This is a genomic window from Maribacter sp. UH1 (assembly GCF_056839145.1).
This window is the reverse complement of the sequence record NZ_CM166387.1, coordinates 3,094,058-3,119,021: the sequence shown is the minus strand read 5'-3', so window position 1 is coordinate 3,119,021 and position 24,964 is coordinate 3,094,058. Positions and strand designations below refer to the sequence as shown.

Genomic DNA, 24,964 nt, shown 5'->3' with positions numbered 1-24,964 from the left:
TGAATATTTATGCAATCGATTACACAAATATATTCCAAATTACAGATTTAGCAAGTATTTCAATTAAAAATGTGATAAAAAATAATTTTCAGAAGAATATTTATCTAATTCTTAATGATATTTTTTATAATCTTAAATTATACACAATTCTTTTATTGAAAAAGTTTATTTTCTGATTTTGAAAAATAAAATCCCCTAAATTCTCTGTCAACAACTAAAAAAAGAGTTCAAAACACCCTATTATCGTTAAATTGTTCATAAATACTATTATCTAATACCCTCATAACTATATACAATTGACAAAGAATTGCGTAATTTGAATATTATGTTAACTTTGAAAAAAAAGAAGCAAATGGAGTTACTTGAAAAAGCTCAAGAATTTATAGGTCGAAAAATGAGTAATATGTCTACTAGTGACCGAGTAGAAGCGTCGAGAGAGGCAAAAGCACTTATTTTAAGTATTAATGAAATATACAAGGAAACGAAAGATTCTAACTTAATGGATGTAATGAAAGAAGTTACAGTCAAAAAGAAGAAGATTGAAAAACGATTGAACGGAGTACCTTTAGTATAATTTTTATTACAATACAGACTTGTTATAATTTCTTTTAAGAGTTTAATTGAAATAAAAAAATCCCTTGAACAAATTCAAGGGATTTTTTTATTTCAATACTATTTGTAAAATCTATACACCTACACTTTACACAATTTCTGCACTGAGGCCAGCTTGCAGTAATTTAGAACATTTTGGTTTCAGCTCTTCATACTCGCCAGTCTTAACAGTACACTTGCCTTTATAATGTACAATTAATGAGCATTGCTCAGCCTGCTCAGGCGAATGTTCACATACAGACATTAATGTATTTATAACATGATCAAATGTATTGACCTCATCATTAAAAAGTACGATTTCATTCTGTTGAACCGTTTCTTCTTCTAAAAGTAACTCTTCGGAAATTTCTTCTCTTGTGCTCATCATATTCCAATTAATACCTTCTAATTTACATATTTTGCGGCAACCCAATTATTACGTTCAAGATTTTTTTCGAATTTTAACGCCAAATCAGTACATTTTTGCGAAATCATTTCTAAATCCTCTTTATAAAAACCACTTAATAATAAAACACCCCCTGTATTTAAAGATTTTGCATAGTTAGGTAAATCTGCCAACAAGATGTTTCTATTGATGTTTGCAATAATCAAGTCGTACTTCTTACCTTCAAGTAAGGCAACATCGCCTTCATATACAGAAATAAAGCCCATGCCGTTACGCTCAACATTCTCTTTTGCATTCAGATAACACCAATTATCAATATCAATGGCATCTATTGTAGTAGCACCACGCATACCGGCAAGAATAGCCAAAACACCAGTACCGCTACCCATATCCAAAACAGTTTTTCCTTTTACATCTAACTGCAGAATATGCTGCAGCATCATATGGGTTGTTTCGTGATGACCCGTACCAAAACTCATTTTTGGTTCTATAACAATGTCATACTCTACGCTAATAGCCTCATGAAAAGGAGCCCTTATCATACAAATATCATCAACAATGATGGGCTGAAAATTTTGCTCCCAAGTGGCGTTCCAATTTTCCTGCTCAATTTCTTTATAGTCATAAGTAAACTTATATCTATGATTATGCAAAATTGGCAAATCTTTTAACATACCCTCAGACCAATCAGTTTTTTGAATGTATGCCAGAACATCATCATCCTCTTCAACAAAACTTTCAAAACCAACTTCACCCAATTCCGCAATAAGAAGGTCTGAAGCTGGATCTTTTGGTTCTACCGTAAAACGGTATTCAATGTATACTGTATCGCTCATTTATATATACTAGCTTAAATAGCTTTTATGATAGCAATAAAATCGTCTGCAACTAAAGATGCACCACCAATTAAACCACCATCAACATCTGGTTTAGAGAAAATTTCCTCAGCATTACCTGGTTTTACACTACCACCGTATAGAATAGTTACGTTGTTTGCTATTGTAGCATCAAAAGCCTCCGAAATAGTTTTACGAATAAATGCATGCATTTCCTGAGCTTGTTCAGGAGAAGCAGTTTCACCTGTTCCAATTGCCCATACCGGCTCGTAAGCCAAAACAATTTTAGACCAAGCAGATGGTTCTAAATCAAAAAGAACGTTCTTTAACTGACTCTCAACTAAATTAAAGTGATTTCCAGATTTACGATCTTCCAATTCCTCTCCAAAGCAAAACATAACACGCATACCTTTATTCAAGGCAGTCACCACTTTCTTTGAAAGAATTTCATCGTCTTCTCCAAAATAAGCTCTTCTTTCAGAGTGTCCAATAATAGCAGTATCAATACCAATATTCAATAACATATCTGCAGAAATTTCTCCTGTAAATGCTCCGCTTTCAGCATAATGCATATTCTGGGCTATAACTTCTATTTTAGAACTTTCTAAAGCATGAACTGCACTTGTTAAATTCACATATGTTGGTGCTACCATAACTTCTGCATTGGTATCTGGCAATTTTGCCGATAACTCTGCTAAAAGTGTTTCAGTCTCAGCCAAATTCTTATTCATCTTCCAGTTACCTGCTACTATCTTTGCTCTCATGTTGTTTTTGTTTCTAATTATATTATTTCAATTTAATATCTTAATTGAAGACTAAATCTCCTAGATCGTTATAATGTACTTTTTGTTTTATGGTACCTTTTTCTAAAACCAATACTCCCGGATTAGATCGAACAATGGTTTTCAATGTTGTTTCATCTGTAAAGTAAAAATCAAAATCCAAACTATACTCTTTAATCAAAGCATTTGTTTGGTCAGGACCAGAGGCTGACATACCTATTACTTTATAGCCAGCTTTTATAGCCTTATCGGCTACTGTTTTTATATTCTTGAACTCTTCTAAGTTCGATTTTCTTAAATCGTAGGCTATGACCATAACCAATTTAGGCTCTTGCAATAATGAAGCTGCAAAATCTTCACCTTCTTGCTCTATGGTAAAATCATGAACAGGTGGTTCATACCCCGCTTGTATCTCTTCTGTTTCAACATCAATAAATTCCCCATCTACTGTTGGGTAATCTCCATTACTAATGTGAATTTCTTCTTTACCATTTACATTGAACTTCCATCTGTATTCAAAAATAGCTTTAGGCGCATCATCTGGCGTACTCATACCCTCTTCAATATTTTTTCCTATTTCATAAGGTCTAAAATCTATTACTGGCAAATGATTTAATACATAGTATACATAACCTACACAAGCAAAAAACGACACCGTTAATATGGTCATCAACACTTTTGAATTTACTAACGGAGTAATGTATTTTCTTCCGACATAAATAATCAATATTAAAACTAACAGTACTACATCTTTTGTAAAAGACTCCCAAGGAGTCAGTTTTATGGCATCACCAAAGCAGCCGCAATCGGTCACTTTATTGAAATACGCGGAATAAAAAGTCAAAAAGGTAAAGAACACGATCATTGCAATCAATGTCCATACGGTAATTTTACGCTTATACCCAAGTATCAGCATTACACCTACCATAACTTCTACGATGACCACAAGTATAGAAATAGCTAATGCGAACGGAGTTAAAAAAGGAAGGTCCAAAACACCTTGGCTAAAGTATTCCTCTAACTTAAAAGAAAAACCTACAGGGTCATTCAATTTAATAAATCCGCTTATAATAAAAAGTATACCAACAAAAATTCTAACGACCCCTACTAAATACTTCATTCTTATTATTATTTTTCTGATTCTGAACCCAGATGTATTAATGCAAAAACCGCATAATTGATCATGTCTTGATAATTGGCATCTATACCTTCACTTACCAAGGTTTTACCTTTATTATCTTCTATTTGTTTTACACGAAGTAGTTTCTGTAAAATTAAATCTGTAAGTGAACTAACTCTCATATCTCGCCAAGCTTCACCATAATCGTGGTTCTTGTTCAGCATCAATTCTTTGGTAATTTTAATATGCTTAGCATATAGCTCAACAGCTTCTTCAGTAGTTAAATCAGGTTGATCGGCAACACCTAATTCAAGCTGAATTAAAGCCATTACAGAATAATTTATGATACCAATAAACTCTGATCGTTCACCTTCATCAACCTTACGTACGTCATTTTCTTGAAGACTACGTATGCGCTGTGCTTTTATAAAAATTTGATCAGTTAATGATGGTAATCGTAAAATGCGCCAAGCACTACCATAATCTGACATTTTTTTTTGGTACAGATTTAAACAAACCTGAATGACCTCATCGTATTCCTTTGCCGTATCTAGCATGTAATTCTATCTAATTTGTGTAAATTTCGCTTAAAAAATTGTAACCATCAAGATAGATGGTTTAAACTTGGAAAATGCCACAATTTCCTGATAATAATTAATAATGACCATAAATTGCAACGGTAAACTTATATCACTAGACCAGCCTAAGGTAATGGGCATTTTAAACGTTACTCCAGATTCTTTTTTTGATGGCGGAAAATACAAAGACGAATCTAGTATTCTACATCAGGTTGAAAAAATGCTTAATGAAGGTGCCACCTTTATTGATATTGGCGCCTATAGTTCTAGACCCGGAGCTTTAGAGGTAGATGAAGCAACCGAATTACAGCGAATTACACCCATTGTCAGTTTAATTCTAGAAAAATTCCCTGATACTATTCTTTCCATTGACACTTTTAGAAGTAGCGTTGCTAAAGCATGCATAGAAAAAGGTGCTGCCATTGTCAATGATATTTCTGCGGGGTTACAGGATGAGAATATGTTATCCACAGTTGCAAAATTGAATGCACCTTACATAATGATGCATATGCGTGGCACACCACAAAACATGCAAAAACAAACAGATTACGAAGATATTTTAAAAGAAATCCTGTACTTCTTTTCAAAAAGATTATTTGCAGCAAAAGCATTAGGAATAAAGGATATTATTATAGATCCAGGTTTTGGTTTTGCAAAGAACTTAGCACAAAACTATAAGCTTTTAAATCAAATGGAAGTCATGAATATCATTGAACACCCAATATTAGCAGGCATAAGTAGAAAATCGATGATTTACAAAACATTGGGCACCAATGCTGACCAGGCATTAAACGGATCAACGGCTCTACATATGATTTGCCTACAAAAAGGAGCTAAAATACTACGCGCGCATGATGTTAAAGAGGCTATGGAATGTGTAAAACTTCATGAACAATTAAATGCCTAAGTTTATATGAATTTCTTGTCAACTAATTTCTTAATTTTACTAAAACGGTACTGATTGGATTTTTTAAATTTTCTTGACTTTAAGATTACGGATGTTCTTGACATCATCTTTGTCGCCGTACTTCTTTACTACATCTACAAACTAGTTAGAGGGTCTGTTGCCATCAATATATTTATTGGGATTGTTATAGTTTGGGCTTTTTGGAAATTGACCGAATTATTAGATATGCAAATGATCAGCAGCATGGTCGGTGCATTTATGCAAGTCGGACTTATTGCACTCATCATAGTTTTTCAGCAAGAGATCAGGAAATTTCTTTTAATGATAGGCTCTACCAATTTTGCCAATAAAAGAAATTTTGTAAAGCATTTTAAATTTTTAAAACAAGAAGGTTTATCTACCGATACCGATGTAGATGCTATACTAAAAGCCTGCGAAAAGATGGCGAGCAGTAAAACGGGAGCTATTTTGGTTATTGAAAGAAACAACTCCCTAGATTTCATTAAGAGTACGGGAGACCGTATGAATATTGAGATCAATCAACCAATTTTAGAAAGTATCTTTTATAAAAACAGCACATTACATGATGGAGCTGCTGTTATCGTTGGGAATTACATAGTTGCTACCAGGGTAATTTTACCTGTATCCAATGAGCGTAATATTCCGCTTCGTTTTGGCTTACGACATAGAGCAGCTGTGGGTATCAGTGAAAAAACCGATGCAATAAGCATTGTGGTTAGTGAGGAAACCGGACTTATCTCTTACATTAAGAATGGAGAATTTGTGCTGTATGACTCCATTACACAATTAGGGAATATGCTTAAACAAGATTTGGTTTAATGAATTGTAAGAACTGCCAAAGCAACTTAGATAATGATAATAATTATTGTCCTGATTGCGGTGCTAAGGTAATACGGAACAGACTTACAGTGAAGAATCTGATCAATGATGCCACTGAACGATTTTTCAATATTGACAATACCTTTCTCATAACTTTCAAACACCTTTTCACAAAACCAGATGAAGTTATTGGTGGCTACATTAATGGTGTCAGAAGGAAATATTTAAACCCTATTAGCTATTTTACAATAGCAATTACTTTTGGAGGATTATTCGTTTATGTGTACACGGAATTCTTCCCTAATGCATTAGATTTTGATTTTAGGTATGAAAATTCTTCGTCTTTAACCGAAGCTGAAAAATTTGGACAAGATTTTCAGAAAAAGTGGAATACCTACCTATTTAAATACCAAAGTCTCTTTTACATAGCTATGCTTCCATTTTTAGCATTGATTTCTAGACTTGTATTTATCAATAAAAAACAATTTAACCTTAGTGAACATTTTGTTATAAACATCTATGCTTACTCTCATTTATCCATAATTATCAACACCGTTTATATGTTGGTTTTATGGAATTCCAAATTGCTTTACTACGTTTCCATGGTCAATGTGGTATTTCAAATTGGCTTCTTCACATGGGTATTTTACAAACTTTTTAATTTGACCATTAAGCAGACCATATTAAAACTTTTACTCTTTCTTGTTTTATTCGCTGCGATTTGTTTTGTGCTATTTATAATTGGGATGGTCTATTTAGCCCTTTTCACCGACACTTTTCAGAAAATAGCATCATAATTAAGCCACCTCCTCAGCTAAGAACTGAGCTTCGTAAAGATTACTATAGTAACCACCTTTTTTAAGCAACTGTTTATGTGTACCGGTTTCTACGATGTTACCGGCATCCATTACAATAATCTTATCTGCTTTTTTAATCGTAGCCAAACGATGGGCAATTACAATAGAAGTTCTGCCTTGGGTAATTTTATCGGTAGCTAATTGTATTAACTGTTCAGAATAAGTATCGACAGAAGATGTCGCCTCGTCTAAAATTAAAATACTAGGGTTACTAACGTATGCTCTAAGAAAAGCAATCAATTGTCGTTGACCGCTTGAAAGCATAGTACCTCTTTCTTTTACATTGTAATGATAACCACCAGGTAGACTAGAAATAAACTCATCTACACCAATAGCTTTTGCTGCATTCTCAATATCTTCAACAGTGATATTAGGGTCTTTAAGAGAAATATTATTGGCGATGGTATCGGCAAATAAGAATACATCTTGCAACACTACGGCAATATGTGAACGTAAAGAAGCTAAATCATAATCTTTTATATCCACATCATCCACGGAGATAGCGCCGGAATTAATTTCATAAAATCTATTCAACAAATTAATGATGGTACTTTTTCCTGCACCTGTTGCACCAACAATAGCAACGGTCTCCCCTGCTTTTACATCAAAAGAAATTCCGTGTAAAACCTCTTCGTCCTCTAAATATCCAAAATGTACATTATCAAAACTAATATCACCATTAACGGTTTCCTTTTCATAAGAACCTACATCTTGTATATGGCTATCGGTATCTAAAATCTTAAACACTCTATTAGCTGCAACCATACCCATTTGTAGGGTATTGAATTTATCTGCAATTTGACGAAGCGGTCTAAAAAGCAAATCTATTAACATGATAAATGCGAAAATGGTACCTGCTATATCCGTCGAAATATTGGCAACATTTTGCAAACCTCCATACCATACAATTAACCCCACCGTAATAGAAGAAACAATTTCTGCGATAGGAAAGAAAATAGAGTTATACCATACCGTTTTCAACCAAGCCTTTTTATGCTTTTCATTTATTTCCCTAAACTTGTCGCTCTCAATTTTTTCCCGGGTAAATAGTTGAACTATTTTCATACCCGTTATACGTTCCTGAACAAAAGAATTTAGATTAGAAACCTCTGCTCTAACCTCTGTAAAAGCAACTTTCATGGCTTTTTGAAACCACCTTGTAGCATAGACGATTATAGGTAATAATGCAAAAACGATAAGGGAAAGCTTCCAGTTGATAAAAAGCATTACCATTGCAGCTACCACCATTTTCAATAAGTCTGCTACAATAACAAAAAAACCTTGACTAAAGATTTCACCAATTCGTTGCATATCGGCAACAGCTCTGGTCACCAAAACCCCTAAAGACGAATTATCAAAATAGGTCATTTTAAAGGAAAGCATCTTTTTGAACAAGTTGATGCGTACATCTCGTATAACGGATTCTCCCAACCAATTGGCGTAGTAGTTAAAAGCCAGTTGACATATTACTTGGCCAAGTAACACTACCAACATGGCAATAGTTAAATAAAGAAGCATCTCATCATTACTGCCCTTAATAGCCTTATCTATGATTTGTTTTACGATCAAAGGTGTAAGAATGGCAAAACCGGATAATGATATAGCAGCCAAAGCGACGCCATAAAAAGTGATTTTGTACGGTTTTGTGAAGGCGAGTAAGCGTTTAAAAAGACGAGTGTCAAATGCTTTGCCAGAATCCTTATCCATTCTTTAAAATAGTATTGGGGTAAACAATAGAGGTCAAATATAGTCCTTTTGCAGGAACAGAAACGCCTGCTTTTGTTCTATCCTTGCTTTTTAATATGGTATTAACATAGTCTGCCGGGTATTTACCTAATCCCACATTAATTAAGGTTCCCACAATGGCTCTCACCATGTTTCTAAGAAATCTATCTGCAGTAATTGTAAAAACAAGTTTGTCGTCTACCAACTTCCAATGCGCTTCCCGTAAATCACATATATTAGTAAAAACATCTGTATTGGATTTTGAAAAACATTCAAAATCTTTTTTACCTAACAACAATGCTGCTGCGGTATTCATCTGTTCAATATCTAAATCTTTCTTTACAAAATGAGCCAGATCAGTAGCAAACGGATTCTTCTTTTTATCAATATGATATTCATAGGTTCTAGCCGTGGCATGAAAACGGGCATGTGCATCTTCTTTAACCTCAAATATGCGATCAACAGCAATATCATTAGGTAAGAAAGAATTTAATCTAAAAACATATTCTTGAATATTTTCTAAGGTATCAACATCAAAGTGAGCATACATTTCTTTTGCATGAACACCCGTATCCGTACGACCGGCACCCATGAGCGAAACCTTAGAATTTAAAAGCTTAGACATACCATTCTCTAGTACTTCTTGTACGGTTATGGCATTGGGCTGATTCTGCCAACCATGATATGCTTTGCCGAAGTATGAAAATTGAATGAAGAATCTCAAAAGGATGTGCTAGTTTTGTATCGCACAAAGGTATTAAAAAGGATACGTTTTAACATTGATTAGATTAAGCTGTAATTCTAAACTTTAAAATATCAATTCTAAGTAATTAATTACCTGTAAAATTAAATCTTTATATCCCCATAATTAAAAATAAATATGACCAAAATACTCTTACTTTCCGACACTCATTCACATATAGACGATGCTATTTTAAAGCATGTTAAATGGGCAGATGAAGTATGGCATGCTGGCGATATTGGCTCTTTAGAAGTTACTGATGCCATTGCAAAATTAAAGCCATTAAAAGGTGTACATGGTAATATTGATGACCATATCATTCAAAAAGAATTCCCGGAGAACAACAGATTTTTCTGTGAAGGAGTAGATGTTTTAATCACCCATATTGGTGGATACCCACCTAAATACAATATTAGAACAAGAGATATTATTAAGGAAAATCCGCCAAAATTATTTATTTGTGGACACTCGCATATTTTAAAAGTTATGATGGACAAAAAATTAGGCGTTTTACATATGAATCCTGGAGCATGTGGAAAACATGGTTTTCACCAAGTACGCACCATGTTACGTTTTGTAATAGAAGGTGACAACATTAAAGACCTAGAGGTTATAGAATTGGGTAAAAGATAATATACAGGATTTTGTTATTTAACCAAACCCTGTATCTAGCTAATTAATACTCAAACGAAATACCTAAAGAAAATGTGCCGCCATCATAAATATTTTTACGCTCAACTAAAAAGCCGGCGTAATCAGAATATTGAGCTACCACATTAAAATGATCGGTCACCTTATACATTGACGTAATACCGTAATTTGTAAAAGTAGTACCCTCACCAAATAAGAAAGAACCACTTTGTACATTATTTTCAGAAGATAAACGTTCTTGAATTTTTAGTTTCCCTATGAGATACAGCTTATCAAAAAACAAATGCCCCAATTCTACACCTGCTTGTAACTGATTGCTAAAACCTTCTGTTCTAAAATTTATACTCGAGAAAGCGGAAGCATATGTTTTGCCGTTATCAAAACCATGAGATGCCGCAAGTGTGGTCCAAACATTAAACTCACCATCAGAAACAGGTAAATTTATTTCATCAAATTGACCAAACGCATTAGCATTTTTAGATTGCGCAAAATTACTACCATCATTAGTAGGTATATCTAAAGCCACTTGTAACGATAATGGGAAGCTTTTTAAAAGTTTATATTTTACACCCAATTGAATATTGCCTACTCCGCCTACAGTTTCCGTAGTGCTAAAACTGTTTAAGCGCACCAATGGTAGATCAAGAATTGCTGTAAATCTATCAGATATTCCATATTCACCATAAATTAATAACGCACTAGTATTAAAAGTACTTCCTTGATCTGCCAATGTACCTTCTGTGGTATAGTAATTATTAGAAGAGAAATGAGCCGCAGATGCCTGAACATAAAATCCTTTTGCCTCTCTCGTCCATCCACTTTGTGCCTGAGCATAAAAAGTAAATAAGCAACAGCAAATGACCATGATGTTTTTTATATTTTTCATAATTCCGTGATATTAAGTTACAGGGATAGAGTAACCCCTATAAAAAAGCCTTTGGGAGACATAGAAAAACAGAATCATGTGTCTCTATTCCCAAAGGCGGTAATACATTATATTAGTTTAAAGCAACATTACCAAATGGTATGTTAGCAGTAGCACACCATAGTATAATGTGCGTATATTTAGCATCTGGGGCAGCATCTAACTTAATGAACATTTCACCATTGTCAGCCACGTTACCAATTAACATTAAATCTGGATTTCCGTTTGCAGGATCAGCGGTAAATACTTCAGAGGTAGATAAAAAGATACCTACAGTACCCGTACCCAACTCAGTAGTAAAGTCATCTGCAAAACGAACAAAGTTTGCATCGTCAGTATCAACACCTACTTCAACCAACCCTTGTGTAGGCGTACCACTTTCAGCAACTAAATTACCACTTAAGGTCACCATTAAATCACCTACCGGCAATGACGAATCTACTTCTACTGTTTCAGTTTCAACTACCGTTTCAGTAACTGTTACTACTTCACCATCATCATCTGAACAACTGATAAAAAAAGTTGTCATAACACTAGCTAACAATACAAGAGTAAATTTTCTGTTCTTCATAATTTTAATTTTTAAAATGTTTAGTTTAAAACAGGTAACTAACGACTATCGTTAGCCTTGCTGTTTCTTGGGACAAACATAGAAATGGGGTATCACGAAGAATTCAAGAAAAAGTAAACAGTTTATCACATTAGGAAGAAAAGCTGCAATAGTTTTGTGATATTTAAAGAAGATACATTAGTTGCCAAGAAAAATCAGGGCATAAAAAAACCCGGAAACTACCCCGGGTTTTAACGCACTAATACTACTAAGATTATAGGCTTAACGCAAGCGATCAACAGATTTTACAAGATCTTCATCCTTCTTTATAGCTCTATTTGCAAGAACCAAAAAAATGATAGAAAATACTGGAATCAGCATCCCAATACCCTTCTCAGAGACCAAGGTCTCTCCGGATAAGTTTAGTGATCGGTAAACGAAAAATCCTAATAAAAAAACATTTAATATCATGTTCAGCCTGTTAATGACAAACTGAGATTTTCTATTTTTAAATTGTACTATAGCCCATACAGCTAGAACAGTACTTGCGTAAAAGGAAATAGAAATAAGCATTTCATTATTTGCAAATACCTCAACACCATCGATATCTATCCATAGGTTAAAGAAGAACGGTAGAACACCCGTAAGTATTGCTACAACTATCAAATAAAGGCTTTGTATTCTTTGAATCATAAATCAATTACCAGTTTACGATGCAAAAATACATGTCTTTTCAAAAAATATACCCCTTTTATTCAAAATAATTTGTAATATTGCTACGTTATCACGTCATAACACCTACCACTAAGGAAATTATCTCCTTAAGATTATCCAAATAAAATAGTCACTTCTTACAATACAAACTACTTATAATTTATTCTACTACTTAATGTTTGAGATTTCAGATTTAAAATCAAAAAAGCTACCTGAGCTTCAGGAAATTGCTAAAGGACTAAAGGTTCCTAAATTCAAGACCTTAAAAAAACTAGATCTAGTTTATCAGATTTTGGACGTACAAGCAGCGAATCCGAAAGTTGCCGCAGCTATAGTTCCTGCTGCAACAGAAGAGGCTAGCAAACCTGCCGAAACAAAACCAAAACCTAAGCCTAGACCTAGACCACGTGTTGCTCAAAACACGAATAAAGAGGTTAAAGCACCAGCAAAACCAGCTCAGGAAAAAACTACTCCTGAAAAAGTTGCTCCGGTAAAGAAAGAGAATACTACGGAAAGTGTTTCTAAAGAACCTGTAGAACAAAAAAGGCCAAGACCAAGGCCAAAGGCTGCTAACCAGCCCAATAAAAAGAATTCTAATCAGAATAACAATCATAATAAAAAACCTAATCCTAGATCTAATCACGACAAAAGTAATTTTGACAAGGATTTAAAAAATAGGTACAAGGAACCAGAGTATGAGTTTGACTCCATTATTGCTAGTGAAGGCGTATTGGACATCATGCAAGACGGCTACGGATTCTTACGTTCTTCTGATTATAACTATCTATCATCACCAGATGATATTTATGTTTCTCAATCGCAAATTCGTCTTTTCGGTTTAAAGACTGGAGATACCGTATTAGGTAACGTAAGACCACCAAAAGAAGGTGAAAAATATTTTCCTCTTATTAAGGTGAATAAAATTAACGGTATAGACCCTCAGATTGTTCGTGATCGCGTATCATTTGAACATTTAACCCCGTTATTCCCTCAAGAAAAATTTAATCTGGCAGAACGCCAAAGCACCATATCTACTCGTATAATTGATTTGTTCTCGCCTATTGGTAAAGGACAAAGAGGTATGATCGTATCGCAACCAAAGTCTGGTAAAACCATGCTTTTGAAAGATATTGCGAACGGTATAGCGGCAAATCATCCTGAAGTATATCAAATTATATTACTAATTGATGAACGACCTGAAGAGGTAACCGATATGCAGCGTAATGTACGTGGTGAAGTTGTAGCTTCTACCTTCGACAAAGAACCAACAGAACATGTACGTGTAGCAAACATCGTTTTAGAAAAAGCGAAGCGTTTAGTTGAATGTGGTCATGATGTGGTAATTCTTCTAGATTCTATAACACGTTTAGCAAGAGCATACAATACGGTTCAACCAGCATCTGGTAAAGTATTAAGCGGTGGTGTTGATGCGAATGCTCTACACAAGCCAAAAAGATTCTTTGGTGCTGCCCGTAATATAGAAGGTGGCGGATCATTATCTATTATTGCTACAGCTTTAACAGAGACAGGATCTAAAATGGATGAAGTTATCTTTGAAGAATTTAAAGGTACAGGTAACATGGAGCTTCAGTTAGATCGTAAGATTGCTAACAGAAGAATTTTCCCTGCAATTGACCTTACTTCTTCCAGTACACGTAGAGATGACATGTTATTAGACGAAAACACCTTACAACGCATGTGGATTATGCGTAAGTACCTTGCAGATATGAACCCGGTAGAAGCTATGGAGTTTATTGAGCAACGTTTTAAACAAACTAAGAATAACGAAGAGTTTTTGATGACAATGAATCAATAAAACTTTTTTAACTATTATAAAAAAATCCCGATTTCTTCTAGAAATCGGGATTTTTTCTATTACACTCTTTTCGTATTGATATACAGTGTTTTGCAATGCCTCTATTATATTTTTAATATCTTTATTGTTCAACAAAAGAACTCTCCCCAGTCTTTTAGCAATTTTCTTTATTAATCAAAATAAGTTTTAGAAAATGAAAAGACCATTTAACCTCATCTGTAAATTTTTATGCGTATTTACCATTTTAGCCGCTTTAGGTTGTAATGAACAAACTAATGAAAAACCAAAGAACCCTATTCAAGAAGACAAAAAAACGGTAAAACCTCCAAATGAAATTATAGACATATCAGAGGCTAAAAGTATGTACGAATCATACGAAAAAAGAAGAGTACCTTTAATTCAACAGTACGAAGATTCAATAAATACGGAAAAGGGCATCAAAAAAGAATTCGATGTAGGTAGATTTGTTTACTACGACTACAAAACAATTAAGCAATACTTAGCTTATATAGAACAAGAGGCTGCAGATGCAAATGTAGAAATCTCTACATTAAGACTGTACTACTCCAATTATCCAGATGAAGAAGTTTTTCCTAATTCAGAGACTCCCATTAAACACCCCAGACAGAACAGCCTAATGTTATCACCCACCTTTAAAGATGGTAAACGCGATGTTCTCTTTTACATTTCACAAGGTGCTGAAGGCAAGCAAGCAGTACCTATGAACAATAGTTTTGAAGACATGGATGGATATGGAAATATTGAAGAAAGAAACACCAAAGCATATGCATCATTTGCACCAAATTTAAACAACGTTAATGTTGCACCAGCTGTATTACAAGGAAAAGAAAGTCTAACACTGAATAGAGGCACCGGTGTGCCCCCACCAAAAAATCAATAAGAGCTCAACAAAAAAATAGACTATTAAGCTATGCTGCAGTATATTTTAGATAATTATTTCATCTTACTCTATTTTATAGCGCTGGTTTTATCCGTTATCAAGTATAGACTGTACTATGACACTGTATTAAAGTATTTGCCAATTATTCTAGGCTATGTTCTAATGTCTGAAATATTAGGTGCGATCGTAAGAGATATAGATGATATACAATTGGTTTATATACCAGAATACTATAACTACAATACTATAATTTTCAACATTTTTGACATCGTATTTTACCTATACTTTTTCTATGTTTTTTATCAATTATCCGATAAACCTATAAATAAGATTATAATTAAATACGGAAGTATTGTTTTCTTGATTTCTTGTCTAGTAAATTTATTTTATCAAGATTTTTATACCCAACCCCAAAACTATGCTATTATAGTTGGAGCCATTGTATTAATATTTGCTTGTTTAACTTATCTATATAAGATATTTACAGAAGAGCAAAAATTCGTTCCTAGAAGAAATCTTCTATTTTGGATTAGTATAGGCCTATTGTTTTTTTACACGTACTATCCTATCTCCATGTATATCTTATCATTCAATTATGATTTATACAGCATGTATAACATAACAAAATATCATTACGCCTGTATATCAGTCTTATATATCTGTTTTATTATCGGTTTTATATCCATGAGACGATTACGGCTACCGATAAAACAAACGGAATAAACATTCTCACAATAAAAAAAGCCTTCCATAATTGGAAGGCCTTAAAATATTATAATAGCGGAAATTTACAATGCAGCTACGTGCTTTGCCAATTTACTTTTTAAGTTGGCAGCTTTGTTATCATGTATAATATTACGTTTAGCTAAACGATCGATCATACTAACAACACTTGGAAAAAGAGCCTCTGCATCTTTCTTAGATTCTTCTGCACGTAATCTCTTAATAGCATTACGTGTAGTTTTATGCTGATATCTGTTACGTAAACGAACTGCTTCGTTTCTTCTAATTCTCTTTAATGCCGACTTGTGATTTGCCATTTTATTCTTTGTTATAATATTTTTGGATTTACATCCATTTAATTTTGTAGTCCGTAGGGGAATCGAACCCCTGTTACCAGGATGAAAACCTGGCGTCCTAACCCCTAGACGAACGGACCATTATGTCAATACTTGGAAATACATCCAACGGTTTAATTAGTAGTCCGTAGGGGAATCGAACCCCTGTTACCAGGATGAAAACCTGGCGTCCTAACCCCTAGACGAACGGACCATACTTTGCGCAATTGCGGATGCAAAAATACAAATATTTTTTACTATCGCAACACCTCTTTATTATTTTTTAAAAAAATTAATACGCTTTAGCAAATAACACCCTTTTATTAGACGGTTTACCTGTCACCATACAAGTGCCTTCTTCCTCCTTTGCATCTATGGGAATGCAACGTATAGTTGCCTTTGTCTCGTTTTTAACTTGTTCTTCGGTTTCTTTACTACCGTCCCAATGTGCAGAAATAAATCCGCCTTTTTCTTTTAAAACTTTTTTAAATTCATCATAAGAATCTACCTCAGTGATATGATTAGTTCTATAATCCAGTGCTTTTTGGTACATATTCTTCTGAATATCTTCCATTAAAAATTCAATTTTAGCCACTACATCTGTCGCCGCAACAGTCTCTTTTTGCAAAGTATCTCTTCTTGCCAGTTCATATGTGCCATTTTCAAGGTCTCTAGGACCAATAGCCAACCTTACCGGTACACCGCGCAATTCGTACTCATTAAATTTAAAACCTGGCTTATGGGTATCTCTATTATCGAATTTTACAGAAATACCTTTTGCTCTTAATTCTTTAACTAAAGGATTAACCGTTTCAGAAATTTTATCCAACTGATCTAATCCTTTATATATAGGCACGATCACAACTTGTATTGGCGCTAATTTTGGAGGAATAACCAACCCATTATCATCACTATGCGTCATAATCAACGCTCCCATCAATCTAGTTGACACTCCCCAAGAAGTTGCCCAAACATATTCTTTACTACCCTCTTTTGTTGCAAATTTTACATCAAAAGCTTTTGCAAAATTCTGTCCTAAAAAGTGAGAAGTACCAGCTTGCAATGCCTTACCATCTTGCATTAATGCTTCAATACAATAGGTTTCAATAGCACCTGCAAAACGCTCGCTTTCAGTTTTAGTACCTTTTATGACAGGTACTGCCATATGGTTTTCTGCAAAATCGGCATAAACGTTCATCATTTGTTCCGCCTCTTCAATTGCTTCCTTTTCGGTAGCATGTGCCGTATGACCTTCTTGCCATAAAAACTCTGCCGTTCTCAAGAATAATCTTGTACGCATTTCCCAACGAACAACATTTGCCCATTGATTAATAAGTAGCGGCAAATCCCTATAAGATTGAATCCATTTCTTATAAGTATCCCAAATGATGGTTTCAGAAGTAGGTCTTACAATAAGCTCCTCCTCTAATTTAGCATCTGGATCAACTATAATTCCGCTTCCATCTTCCGCATTTTTTAATCTGTAATGTGTAACCACAGCGCACTCTTTGGCAAAACCTTCCACATGGCTTGCCTCTTTACTCAAATAGGATTTTGGTATAAACAAAGGAAAATAGGCATTTTCATGACCAGTTTCTTTAAACATCTTATCTAAACCAGCTTGCATTTTTTCCCAAATACCATAACCATATGGTTTTATAACCATACAACCTCTTACACCAGAGTTTTCGGCTAAATCTGCCTTAACTACCAATTCGTTATACCACTTGGAATAATCTTCGCTTCTCTTCGTCAACTTTTTACTCATTATCTGGACTTTGGCACAAAATTTGTGATTATTGCTATGTAATAATTGGGTAAAACTAGTTATTTTTAATATGTTCAACAATATAATTTTGATCCGATGATATATTCACTACCCCACAACAAACTTCGCAACATTACAATGTTGGTGACCCTAGCTGCTTTTGTAGCATCTTGCGGTTCTTATCAACAATCATCTTACTATGGTAATGATGGTATTTATTCTGATGATACCTCAACCACTGTAGAAAAAAGACCAGAACAAAGAAATTACACTCAAAGTAATCCTGAATCTGACACCTACACCAACTATTTTGGTGAAAAAGCCGATGAATACGGTGAAATATTAGGTGATGAAATATTCACGGATGTGGATTCTTATTCCAGCAACAATCTAGATGCGGAAATACAAGATGACCAATTAACAGATTATTACGCTAATGCAAACGACTATGAAGGCTATGGTAGTTGGGGTAGCAATAATGCTGATGTAAGCATCTATATTCATAATAACGGTTGGAACAATTGGGGTTACGGCAATCTATATGGATGGGGCTGGAACAATATTGGCTATGCAGGATTCTACGGTGCCGGATGGGGTCAGCCTTGGGGTTGGAACAGATGGAATAGATGGAACAACTGGGGTTATGGCGGATTCGGATTTGGTTGGAACAACTGGGGATTTGGATGGAACAGACCTTTTTACGGTAATAATTTTGGATATGCATATGGTTACGGTTATGGCAACAGATACTATAGTCGCAACAATAGATACTCCAATAGACGTTACGCAGTAAACAATTCTAGAAGAGGAAATTACACCAGACAAACATCTAATAATAGCGGACTTTCCGCAACAGCGGCAAGAGGTCGTTCAAATGTGAGTACTAGAGGTAATTCATCTAGATACAGAACTACGACCGGTAGATCTACTACAGCTAGAAGCTCTGCAAATACACGTAGCTCAAGAACATATTCAGGTAACTCTACAGCAAGAAGAACTGTAGGGGTAGATCAAAACAGAGCCTATAGAACAAGTAGAAGTACAAGAGCCACGCCAAGATATAGCAGTAGTTCTTCTAGAAATTATAGCAGCAGATACAGTAGTAGTCCTAGAACATCTAGTTCTAGAACAGCAAGATCTAGTAGCAGGGTTGCAGTACCAAGAACCTCTACATACCGAAATTCCGGTAGCAGCTCTAGAAGTTATTCTTCTGGCAGAAGCTCTAGTGGATCAAGTAGCAGATCTTACCGTAGTTCTGGAAGTAGCTCTAGAAGTAGTAACTACAGTTCAGGAAGAAGCAGCTCTAGCGGTAGTTCTTACAGAAGTTCTGGAAGCAGCTCTAGAAGTTCTAGCAGTGGGTCTTCATCTAGGTCTTCTGGTTCATCTAGAAGCAGTAGTAGCAGAAGAAACTAAAAATCAAACATTTATCAAACTTGAAATATTGTTATGAAGAGATATTTAACTTTCGTAATACTAATGGCATGTGCCGTTGGTAGTGCACAAAACATAAACGAAGCTTTACGTTACGGCACAGAAAACCTTCAAGGAACCGCTCGCTTTCAAGCTATGGGCGGAGCGTTTGGTGCCCTAGGCGGGGATTTATCATCACTAAACATTAACCCTGCAGGCTCTGCTGTTTTCAATAATAGCCTATTCACCATCACAGGATCTAACTACCATACAAATAATGATGCCCGTTACTTTGGTGACGCCTTAATAACCAAGAATAACGACATTGAACTAAATCAAATAGGTGGTGCATTTGTATTTAAAAACACCGATGCTAATTCTGATTGGAAAAAATTTACCTTGGCTTTTAATTATGACTTGGTCAATAATTTTGACAACGAATACTATGTTTCTGGAAGTGCAACAGAAGGTATTGATACTTATTTTCTAGAATATGCGGGTGGTACACCTTTTGGGTCTATTTTATTACAAGATGGCGAATTTTTAGAAGAAGCATATTTAGATATTGGTGCAGCTCAAGGTTTTAGAGACCAGCAAACATTTTTAGGATACTATGGTGGAATTCTCGACCCAGAGACTGAAGATAACAACAACACAAATTACATCAGTAATTCTCTCTATGACTTTGTTGACCAAGATTTTTTAAGAAGAACTACGGGCTATAATAGTAAGTTTACCGTTAACGTTGCTTCTCAATACAAAGAGAACATTTATTTGGGGGCTTCATTAAATTTTCACAGCGTTCTATATACTCAATATGATCAATTTTCCGAAGATGGTTATGAGCCAAATTCTGAAATTACACGAACTACGTTTGACAATTATTTAGAAACTGAAGGTAACGGATTCTCATTTACTTTAGGTGCAATTGCCAAATTGAACGATAATGTACGTTTAGGAGGTAGCTACCAATCACCAACATGGTATCGCTTGGAGGACAATACTTCGCAACGTGTAAATTCTGATTTAGCAGATGCGGATATTAATTTCATCAACTTTACCATTGTAAACCTTTTTGAAGAATACACGGTTAAAACACCTAGTAAGCTTACAGGTAGTTTAGCTGTAATATTTGCAAAAGATGGATTATTAAGTTTCGATTATGGATATCAAGATTTCTCACAATCGGAATTACGCCCTACAAATGACCCAAGCTTCCAAACAGTTAACTCAGAAATTGCGAGTGATTTAGGAGCCGTTTCTACTTTTAGACTTGGCGGTGAGTACAGAATTCAGCAAGTAAGCCTAAGAGCAGGATACCGTTTTGAACAGAGTCCGTATGCCAATGGAAATACAATTGGAGATTTAAATGCCATTTCTGGTGGTATTGGGTATAACTTTGGCGGAAGTAAATTAGACTTTTCCCTAAGTCGTTCTCAACAGGATGTAAGCGAAAGATTATTTAATGCCGGTATTACCACACCCGCAATGATTGATAGAGGAATTATGAATGCTACCTTAAGTTATACGATTAACTTTTAAGACAAAAAGCAATTACATAAAAAAAGGGGAGCGTTAAGCTCCCCTTTTTTTGTTTATCTCTTTAATGTAAAATGTGTCTTTCGAGTTTTAGCTACCAATAGATCATCTTCCATTTCTCCATACTCAAACCTGAACCAATAATCTGTAGATGGCATTTGCTGTCCGTTAAAATTACCGTCCCACGTATCCGTTGGTCCTAATTGTTTCAACAACTTGCCGTACCTGTCAAAAATAAATACAACAGGATCACTTAGTGTTTCAATACCTAAAATATTCCATGTATCATTAACACTATCACCATTAGGAGTGAAAAATTTTGGATAACCAACTACTAAAAACTCAATTGGATCCGTAATTCCACATCCATTTTTATCGTTAATTATAACTGTATTCACACCCGGTGGCACATTCATGAAAATAGGATTATCTTGAAATACCCCATTATTAATGGCATATTCATAATCGCCATCTCCCTCAACAAAAAACTCAATGTTATTTTGATCGGGATCAATGGAAAGATTAGTATCCAAAGTTTCTACTCGATCTAAAACAGGAGTACCAAAAAAGGTAATTAAAACTCCGCTTTCATCAGCAACTGTTGGCGGTGAACCGGTTATTGTGGTAATTGTAGCAAAATACCGACCAGAATTAGGACTGGCAACTACCAACTCAGCACCAAAATCACCCGTACCGGTAAGCGTATCATCAACCACACCGTCATCTTCATAATCTACCGTCCATTCTACACTGGCAATATCTGCACCTGCAGGTGAATTCAAAGCACTAATAGTAATTGGATCATCACCTTCACAAGCTATAATATCTAAGCCTAAGAACTCATCTCTCAATGTACAATCTAAAGCGGTGTCTTGATCATCATTTACTGAGCTACCCGTAAAGGTTAACATAAATGGCTCAGGATCTCCAGTAAAATTATCTGCAAAATTATTTATCAATATGTAATAAATCTCACCAGGCACTACATCTAAATACTCATCATATGTATTCTGACTACCTGTTAAAGATGCACGACCTTCTTCCCCACTTTCCGGATTTACTCCTAATCCGGTAAAGTTGGTATCATTAACTTCATAATTACAACGTATTGGTTGCGCCGTACCATTACTAATATCCGCACAATCAACATCTGGTCCGTAAACCGCAAAATCCCATTCTCCGGTTGGTGTAGATCCAGTAGAGGGTAAAGCTTCAATGTCAAAACCGACTTGACCGCCAGTACCCGCTCTAAATACAAACCATGAAGTATTAAATTCGATATTTGCTGATGAAAGACTTCCTTTTTCCAGACACCCAGTTTGTAGTATTACATCTGGATCAAAATCATCTACATCTCCTGTTCCACCAGCCAGACCCATAATAGGTTGATCGGCACAAACAGGAATAGCCGTTCTACAATCGGCTGAATTCTGTGCAGTTACATTCCAACAAAAAAGAAACAAACAGCATATAGAACAAAAAAGAGTTCTCATAAAAGTGTAACTAAGTTAGTATACGTGATGTATATTATAACTACACATGACTTGCTTTAGTATCTTACAACGGATATTCTTGCATTTAATCGATAAAATGCACTCATCAAGCCTAAAAACCAGGCTTAGCGCTTTAAAGTAAAATGATTATTAATGTAAGATGCGTCTGTATCTTCACCTAAAGAATTGGTGTAAGAAAGCTTGAACCAATAGTCAGATTCCGGCAATAACGTACCATTAAAAGAACCGTTCCAACCACTGGAGTTTTCAAATATCTGATGCAATAATTTACCGTAACGATCATAAATAGTAATTACAGGATTATCTAAAGCAGATAGACCATCAACTTTCCAAACATCATTTACGTTATCTCCATTGGGAGTAAAGAACTTTGGAAAACCAACTACTACAACATCCCTAATATCAGATCCACAGCCATTAATATCACGGACCGTAATGGTATGCTCTCCAGGAAACAAATTATTGAACACCCCACTACGCTGTGGCGCATCATTATCTACTTGAAACTCAAAATCGCCGCTTTCTTCCAAGAAAACATTGACCACATTAGAAGCATCATCTTCATATTCTATAGTAATATCTGAAATTACCGGAGGACTAGAAAAAACCACAGTAACAGAACGCACGGTAATACATTGTATCAACCCTTCTATGTTCGTTACAGATAACGTATACACACCAGGCTCTGCAACGGTAATTAATGATGATGTTTGACCAGAGCTCCATTCATATGTAAAATCACTATCGGGTATACGTTGCCCAATAGTTACAATCGGCTCATCGCCACAAATAAATACCTCTGTTTCAAAATCTAGAACAGGAAGCTCAATTCCGTTAATATTAAAGGTTTCAGAAGCATCAAAACACATAGAATTTTCTATAGATGTCGTTCTTACATAAATAGTTTGTAAAACCTCTGTTGGTATAAATTCTTTTGAAAGTGCGTTTGCACCGTCAATTGCATCTTCAAAGCTTTCATGATAAGAAACACGAAACTCCATAGAACTCTGCCCTCCTAACGCTTCAGCATCCTTTGCATTTAAATCTATAGCTGTACCATCTAAACATGCCGTTTCATCTTCTAAAGAAAATGTTTCTGGCGATGGAGCATATGCAACTTGGGTTTCGCTTGTTATAGGATTACCTGAATTTCGCACTATAATAACACGATACATACCAGAAACGGCAATAGAGAGTTCTGGGTCACTTTCACCCGGTATCTGTTGGTAACCTGTTCCAGCATCCAATTCCCATTGATAAGTTTTAGCATCTTCAGTAGTTGCATCTAAAACCACAGTCTCATTATCGCAAGCAATAACTGGCGGACCTAATAAATTGTCAATAATATTACAATCTAGTGCCGTATTTGGAAACTCTACAAAAATATTCCCTGAAAACTGAATAGAAAAACCAGAGTTATTATTACTGAAGTTATTGATCATGAGCAGGTATTCTTCTCCTGGCTCTACATCTAACCAATCATCATATTGTATATTATCTATACCCGTAGGGTCCTCACCTACCCCTATATAACTGCTATCATCAGAATTATCAAAATAGTTACATCGAACAGGTTCTCCTAAGGCTGTACAATCACTTGTTCTGTATAAGGCAAAATCCCAATCCTCAGTAGTATCAAAACCTATATTAAAACCTAATTGACCAATTTCACCAATTTTAAATTTATACCAAGCAGAATTTGTTTCAATAGTACCACTACCCTGATTTATGCATCCAGAAATTGTAGCTCCGTTAAAATCGTCAATACCGTAACCATTGGTACCACCATTTACAGGAGTATTATAGCAAATAGGAACCGCATTAGCGCAGTCAGCAGCTACTTGTGCAAAACAAGTGAACATGCCAAAAAAGTAAATTAACAAAGTAGATATGCCATACTTGGTCATAGGGGACTTCTGATTTGGAAAAATAAAATTAACTAGACCTTAACGTTATGGCTAATTAATGTTGTGTAATGCCCGTTATTCGTTATAAAGTGGCACATATTGTATATCTTTGCAGCTTCTAAAAGATTGATAAAATGAAAATTGAGGATACACTGGAAGATCAATTTGATGAATTAGGAAACGATCATATTTCCACGTCAGAAGATACTCCATTACGTTCAGACGCCTTTGACCTGGATGATGCCGAAAAGATTGAACGTATTCGCGAAAATGTTCGCGAAATCATGCTTACATTAGGTTTAGATTTAACCGATGACAGCTTAAAAGGAACTCCAAACAGAGTTGCTAAAATGTATGTAAATGAAATATTCGGTGGTTTAAACCCTACCAAAAAACCTAAAGCTTCTACTTTTGATAATAAGTACAAGTATGGGGAGATGTTGGTTGAAAAGAATATTACCCTTTACAGCACTTGTGAGCATCATTTGTTACCTATTGTAGGTCGTGCTCATGTTGCCTATATTTCTAACGGTACTGTTGTAGGTCTTTCTAAAATGAACCGTATTGTTGATTACTACGCAAAACGCCCTCAAGTTCAAGAGCGTTTAAATATTCAAATAGTAAGAGAATTACAAAAAGCTTTAGGCACGGAAGATGTTGCTTGTGTTATAGATGCAAAACACCTTTGTGTAAATTCTAGAGGAATTCGCGATATTGACAGTAGCACCGTAACTGCAGAATATGGTGGTAAGTTTAAAGAAGAATTAGTACGCCGCGAGTTTTTGAACTACCTTAATTTAGATACCCATTTTTAATAGCATATAGCT

The 24,964-nt window shown here is 35.1% G+C and carries 24 protein-coding genes and 2 tRNA genes; 10 read left to right on the top strand and 16 right to left on the bottom strand.

Going from position 1 to position 24,964, the window contains the following annotated elements; genetic code table 11:
- The first annotated feature begins 352 nt into the window (after positions 1–352).
- Positions 353–574, top strand: coding sequence for a hypothetical protein (locus tag UH1x_RS13605; protein WP_036157855.1), 222 nt, complete (start codon positions 353–355; stop codon positions 572–574).
- A 126-nt stretch (positions 575–700) separates the two neighbouring features.
- Here UH1x_RS13605 and UH1x_RS13600 read toward each other — a convergent pair whose 3' ends face one another.
- From UH1x_RS13600 to UH1x_RS13580, 5 genes are read right to left on the bottom strand one after another with little or no spacing between them, the layout of a single operon-like run.
- Positions 701–976, bottom strand: a complete 276-nt coding sequence (locus UH1x_RS13600; protein WP_036157852.1) for an ATP-dependent Clp protease adaptor ClpS — start codon at positions 974–976, stop codon at positions 701–703.
- 20 nt (positions 977–996) lie between these two features.
- Complete coding sequence (gene prmA / locus UH1x_RS13595) at positions 997–1,833, bottom strand: 50S ribosomal protein L11 methyltransferase (RefSeq protein ID WP_482622278.1); 837 nt, start codon at positions 1,831–1,833, stop codon at positions 997–999.
- Positions 1,834–1,847: 14 nt separating this feature from the next.
- On the bottom strand, positions 1,848–2,597 hold the full coding sequence (gene tpiA / locus UH1x_RS13590; protein ID WP_405410165.1) for a triose-phosphate isomerase: 750 nt from the start codon (positions 2,595–2,597) through the stop codon (positions 1,848–1,850).
- 40 nt (positions 2,598–2,637) lie between these two features.
- Positions 2,638–3,735, bottom strand: a complete 1,098-nt coding sequence (locus tag UH1x_RS13585) for a BT_3928 family protein (RefSeq protein WP_482622277.1) — start codon at positions 3,733–3,735, stop codon at positions 2,638–2,640.
- Between the two features lie 8 nt (positions 3,736–3,743).
- Entirely contained in the window at positions 3,744–4,292 is a 549-nt protein-coding gene (locus UH1x_RS13580; protein ID WP_482622276.1) for a DUF1599 domain-containing protein, read from the bottom strand.
- 103 nt (positions 4,293–4,395) lie between these two features.
- On the opposite strand from UH1x_RS13580, the gene folP reads away from it, so the two are divergent.
- Genes folP through UH1x_RS13565 form a run of 3 tightly spaced genes read left to right on the top strand, consistent with a single transcriptional unit; the run spans position 4,396 to position 6,857 of the window.
- Positions 4,396–5,220, top strand: coding sequence for a dihydropteroate synthase (gene folP / locus UH1x_RS13575; RefSeq protein ID WP_482622274.1), 825 nt, complete (start codon positions 4,396–4,398; stop codon positions 5,218–5,220).
- A 54-nt stretch (positions 5,221–5,274) separates the two neighbouring features.
- Positions 5,275–6,060, top strand: coding sequence for a diadenylate cyclase (locus UH1x_RS13570; protein ID WP_396631971.1), 786 nt, complete (start codon positions 5,275–5,277; stop codon positions 6,058–6,060).
- Complete coding sequence (locus UH1x_RS13565; RefSeq protein WP_482622271.1) at positions 6,060–6,857, top strand: DUF3667 domain-containing protein; 798 nt, start codon at positions 6,060–6,062, stop codon at positions 6,855–6,857. The genes UH1x_RS13570 and UH1x_RS13565 overlap by 1 nt, the downstream gene beginning before the upstream one ends.
- On the opposite strand, the gene UH1x_RS13560 is transcribed toward UH1x_RS13565, so the two are convergent.
- Positions 6,858–8,624, bottom strand: coding sequence for an ABC transporter ATP-binding protein (locus UH1x_RS13560; protein WP_482622269.1), 1,767 nt, complete (start codon positions 8,622–8,624; stop codon positions 6,858–6,860). It abuts the gene before it with no gap.
- On the bottom strand, positions 8,617–9,366 hold the full coding sequence (gene truA, locus UH1x_RS13555; protein WP_482622268.1) for a tRNA pseudouridine(38-40) synthase TruA: 750 nt from the start codon (positions 9,364–9,366) through the stop codon (positions 8,617–8,619). Before truA ends, UH1x_RS13560 begins: the two co-directional genes overlap by 8 nt.
- Positions 9,367–9,522: 156 nt before the next feature.
- On the opposite strand from truA, the gene UH1x_RS13550 reads away from it, so the two are divergent.
- Positions 9,523–10,017, top strand: a complete 495-nt coding sequence (locus tag UH1x_RS13550) for a metallophosphoesterase family protein (protein ID WP_396631975.1) — start codon at positions 9,523–9,525, stop codon at positions 10,015–10,017.
- A 43-nt stretch (positions 10,018–10,060) separates the two neighbouring features.
- Here UH1x_RS13550 and UH1x_RS13545 read toward each other — a convergent pair whose 3' ends face one another.
- The 3 genes from UH1x_RS13545 to UH1x_RS13535 form a co-directional block, all read right to left on the bottom strand.
- Positions 10,061–10,921: a hypothetical protein gene (locus tag UH1x_RS13545; protein WP_482622266.1), complete on the bottom strand. Its 861-nt coding sequence runs from the start codon at positions 10,919–10,921 to the stop codon at positions 10,061–10,063.
- A 112-nt stretch (positions 10,922–11,033) separates the two neighbouring features.
- The gene (locus UH1x_RS13540) at positions 11,034–11,531 is read right to left on the bottom strand and encodes a DM13 domain-containing protein (protein ID WP_482622264.1); all 498 of its coding nucleotides are present in this window, start codon (positions 11,529–11,531) and stop codon (positions 11,034–11,036) included.
- Between the two features lie 261 nt (positions 11,532–11,792).
- Positions 11,793–12,203, bottom strand: a complete 411-nt coding sequence (locus tag UH1x_RS13535) for a DUF4293 domain-containing protein (RefSeq protein ID WP_482622263.1) — start codon at positions 12,201–12,203, stop codon at positions 11,793–11,795.
- A gap of 196 nt (positions 12,204–12,399) precedes the next feature.
- Here UH1x_RS13535 and rho point away from each other — a divergent pair, with 196 nt between their 5' ends.
- Entirely contained in the window at positions 12,400–14,040 is a 1,641-nt protein-coding gene (gene rho, locus UH1x_RS13530) for a transcription termination factor Rho (protein WP_482622261.1), read from the top strand.
- A 193-nt stretch (positions 14,041–14,233) separates the two neighbouring features.
- Positions 14,234–14,941 (top strand): hypothetical protein, encoded by a 708-nt coding sequence (locus tag UH1x_RS13525; protein ID WP_482622259.1) that lies wholly within the window; start codon positions 14,234–14,236, stop codon positions 14,939–14,941.
- 788 nt (positions 14,942–15,729) lie between these two features.
- Here UH1x_RS13525 and rpsT read toward each other — a convergent pair.
- The 4 genes from rpsT to proS form a co-directional block, all read right to left on the bottom strand.
- Positions 15,730–15,981, bottom strand: a complete 252-nt coding sequence (gene rpsT, locus UH1x_RS13520; RefSeq protein WP_036152561.1) for a 30S ribosomal protein S20 — start codon at positions 15,979–15,981, stop codon at positions 15,730–15,732.
- Between the two features lie 47 nt (positions 15,982–16,028).
- Positions 16,029–16,100 (bottom strand) — tRNA-Glu (locus UH1x_RS13515).
- 41 nt (positions 16,101–16,141) lie between these two features.
- A tRNA-Glu gene (locus UH1x_RS13510) sits at positions 16,142–16,213 on the bottom strand.
- 78 nt (positions 16,214–16,291) lie between these two features.
- Positions 16,292–17,767: a proline--tRNA ligase gene (gene proS, locus UH1x_RS13505; RefSeq protein ID WP_482622257.1), complete on the bottom strand. Its 1,476-nt coding sequence runs from the start codon at positions 17,765–17,767 to the stop codon at positions 16,292–16,294.
- A 96-nt stretch (positions 17,768–17,863) separates the two neighbouring features.
- On the opposite strand from proS, the gene UH1x_RS13500 reads away from it, so the two are divergent.
- Together UH1x_RS13500 and UH1x_RS13495 are read left to right on the top strand one after the other, a co-directional pair.
- Positions 17,864–19,180, top strand: coding sequence for a hypothetical protein (locus UH1x_RS13500; protein WP_482622256.1), 1,317 nt, complete (start codon positions 17,864–17,866; stop codon positions 19,178–19,180).
- Between the two features lie 33 nt (positions 19,181–19,213).
- The gene (locus tag UH1x_RS13495) at positions 19,214–20,719 is read left to right on the top strand and encodes an OmpP1/FadL family transporter (protein ID WP_482622254.1); all 1,506 of its coding nucleotides are present in this window, start codon (positions 19,214–19,216) and stop codon (positions 20,717–20,719) included.
- Positions 20,720–20,772: 53 nt separating this feature from the next.
- Here the strand turns inward: UH1x_RS13495 and UH1x_RS13490 are convergent, their stop codons facing one another.
- Both UH1x_RS13490 and UH1x_RS13485 read right to left on the bottom strand, forming a co-directional pair.
- Positions 20,773–22,209, bottom strand: a complete 1,437-nt coding sequence (locus tag UH1x_RS13490) for a T9SS type B sorting domain-containing protein (protein WP_482622253.1) — start codon at positions 22,207–22,209, stop codon at positions 20,773–20,775.
- A gap of 125 nt (positions 22,210–22,334) precedes the next feature.
- Positions 22,335–24,137, bottom strand: coding sequence for a T9SS type B sorting domain-containing protein (locus UH1x_RS13485; RefSeq protein ID WP_482622251.1), 1,803 nt, complete (start codon positions 24,135–24,137; stop codon positions 22,335–22,337).
- 134 nt (positions 24,138–24,271) lie between these two features.
- Here UH1x_RS13485 and folE point away from each other — a divergent pair, with 134 nt between their 5' ends.
- Positions 24,272–24,952 carry a GTP cyclohydrolase I FolE gene (gene folE, locus UH1x_RS13480; protein ID WP_482622250.1) on the top strand — a complete coding sequence of 227 codons (681 nt, stop codon included), beginning with the start codon at positions 24,272–24,274 and terminating at the stop codon, positions 24,950–24,952.
- Positions 24,953–24,964 lie beyond the last annotated feature (12 nt).

What these genes read in the sequence shown, in the direction of transcription:
- folP (WP_482622274.1), top strand. Translation starts at nt 4,396, where the DNA reads ATGACCATAAATTGCAACGGTAAACTTATATCACTAGACCAGCCTAAG.
- UH1x_RS13490 (WP_482622253.1), bottom strand. Translation starts at nt 22,209, where the DNA reads ATGAGAACTCTTTTTTGTTCTATATGCTGTTTGTTTCTTTTTTGTTGG.
- folE (WP_482622250.1), top strand. Translation starts at nt 24,272, where the DNA reads ATGAAAATTGAGGATACACTGGAAGATCAATTTGATGAATTAGGAAAC.
- UH1x_RS13495 (WP_482622254.1), top strand. Translation starts at nt 19,214, where the DNA reads ATGAAGAGATATTTAACTTTCGTAATACTAATGGCATGTGCCGTTGGT.
- UH1x_RS13540 (WP_482622264.1), bottom strand. Translation starts at nt 11,531, where the DNA reads ATGAAGAACAGAAAATTTACTCTTGTATTGTTAGCTAGTGTTATGACA.
- UH1x_RS13585 (WP_482622277.1), bottom strand. Translation starts at nt 3,735, where the DNA reads ATGAAGTATTTAGTAGGGGTCGTTAGAATTTTTGTTGGTATACTTTTT.
- UH1x_RS13500 (WP_482622256.1), top strand. Translation starts at nt 17,864, where the DNA reads ATGATATATTCACTACCCCACAACAAACTTCGCAACATTACAATGTTG.
- UH1x_RS13565 (WP_482622271.1), top strand. Translation starts at nt 6,060, where the DNA reads ATGAATTGTAAGAACTGCCAAAGCAACTTAGATAATGATAATAATTAT.
- tpiA (WP_405410165.1), bottom strand. Translation starts at nt 2,597, where the DNA reads ATGAGAGCAAAGATAGTAGCAGGTAACTGGAAGATGAATAAGAATTTG.
- rho (WP_482622261.1), top strand. Translation starts at nt 12,400, where the DNA reads ATGTTTGAGATTTCAGATTTAAAATCAAAAAAGCTACCTGAGCTTCAG.
- UH1x_RS13485 (WP_482622251.1), bottom strand. Translation starts at nt 24,137, where the DNA reads ATGACCAAGTATGGCATATCTACTTTGTTAATTTACTTTTTTGGCATG.
- UH1x_RS13550 (WP_396631975.1), top strand. Translation starts at nt 9,523, where the DNA reads ATGACCAAAATACTCTTACTTTCCGACACTCATTCACATATAGACGAT.
- UH1x_RS13605 (WP_036157855.1), top strand. Translation starts at nt 353, where the DNA reads ATGGAGTTACTTGAAAAAGCTCAAGAATTTATAGGTCGAAAAATGAGT.
- UH1x_RS13580 (WP_482622276.1), bottom strand. Translation starts at nt 4,292, where the DNA reads ATGCTAGATACGGCAAAGGAATACGATGAGGTCATTCAGGTTTGTTTA.
- UH1x_RS13545 (WP_482622266.1), bottom strand. Translation starts at nt 10,921, where the DNA reads ATGAAAAATATAAAAAACATCATGGTCATTTGCTGTTGCTTATTTACT.
- UH1x_RS13600 (WP_036157852.1), bottom strand. Translation starts at nt 976, where the DNA reads ATGAGCACAAGAGAAGAAATTTCCGAAGAGTTACTTTTAGAAGAAGAA.
- prmA (WP_482622278.1), bottom strand. Translation starts at nt 1,833, where the DNA reads ATGAGCGATACAGTATACATTGAATACCGTTTTACGGTAGAACCAAAA.
- UH1x_RS13535 (WP_482622263.1), bottom strand. Translation starts at nt 12,203, where the DNA reads ATGATTCAAAGAATACAAAGCCTTTATTTGATAGTTGTAGCAATACTT.
- proS (WP_482622257.1), bottom strand. Translation starts at nt 17,767, where the DNA reads ATGAGTAAAAAGTTGACGAAGAGAAGCGAAGATTATTCCAAGTGGTAT.
- rpsT (WP_036152561.1), bottom strand. Translation starts at nt 15,981, where the DNA reads ATGGCAAATCACAAGTCGGCATTAAAGAGAATTAGAAGAAACGAAGCA.
- UH1x_RS13525 (WP_482622259.1), top strand. Translation starts at nt 14,234, where the DNA reads ATGAAAAGACCATTTAACCTCATCTGTAAATTTTTATGCGTATTTACC.
- UH1x_RS13560 (WP_482622269.1), bottom strand. Translation starts at nt 8,624, where the DNA reads ATGGATAAGGATTCTGGCAAAGCATTTGACACTCGTCTTTTTAAACGC.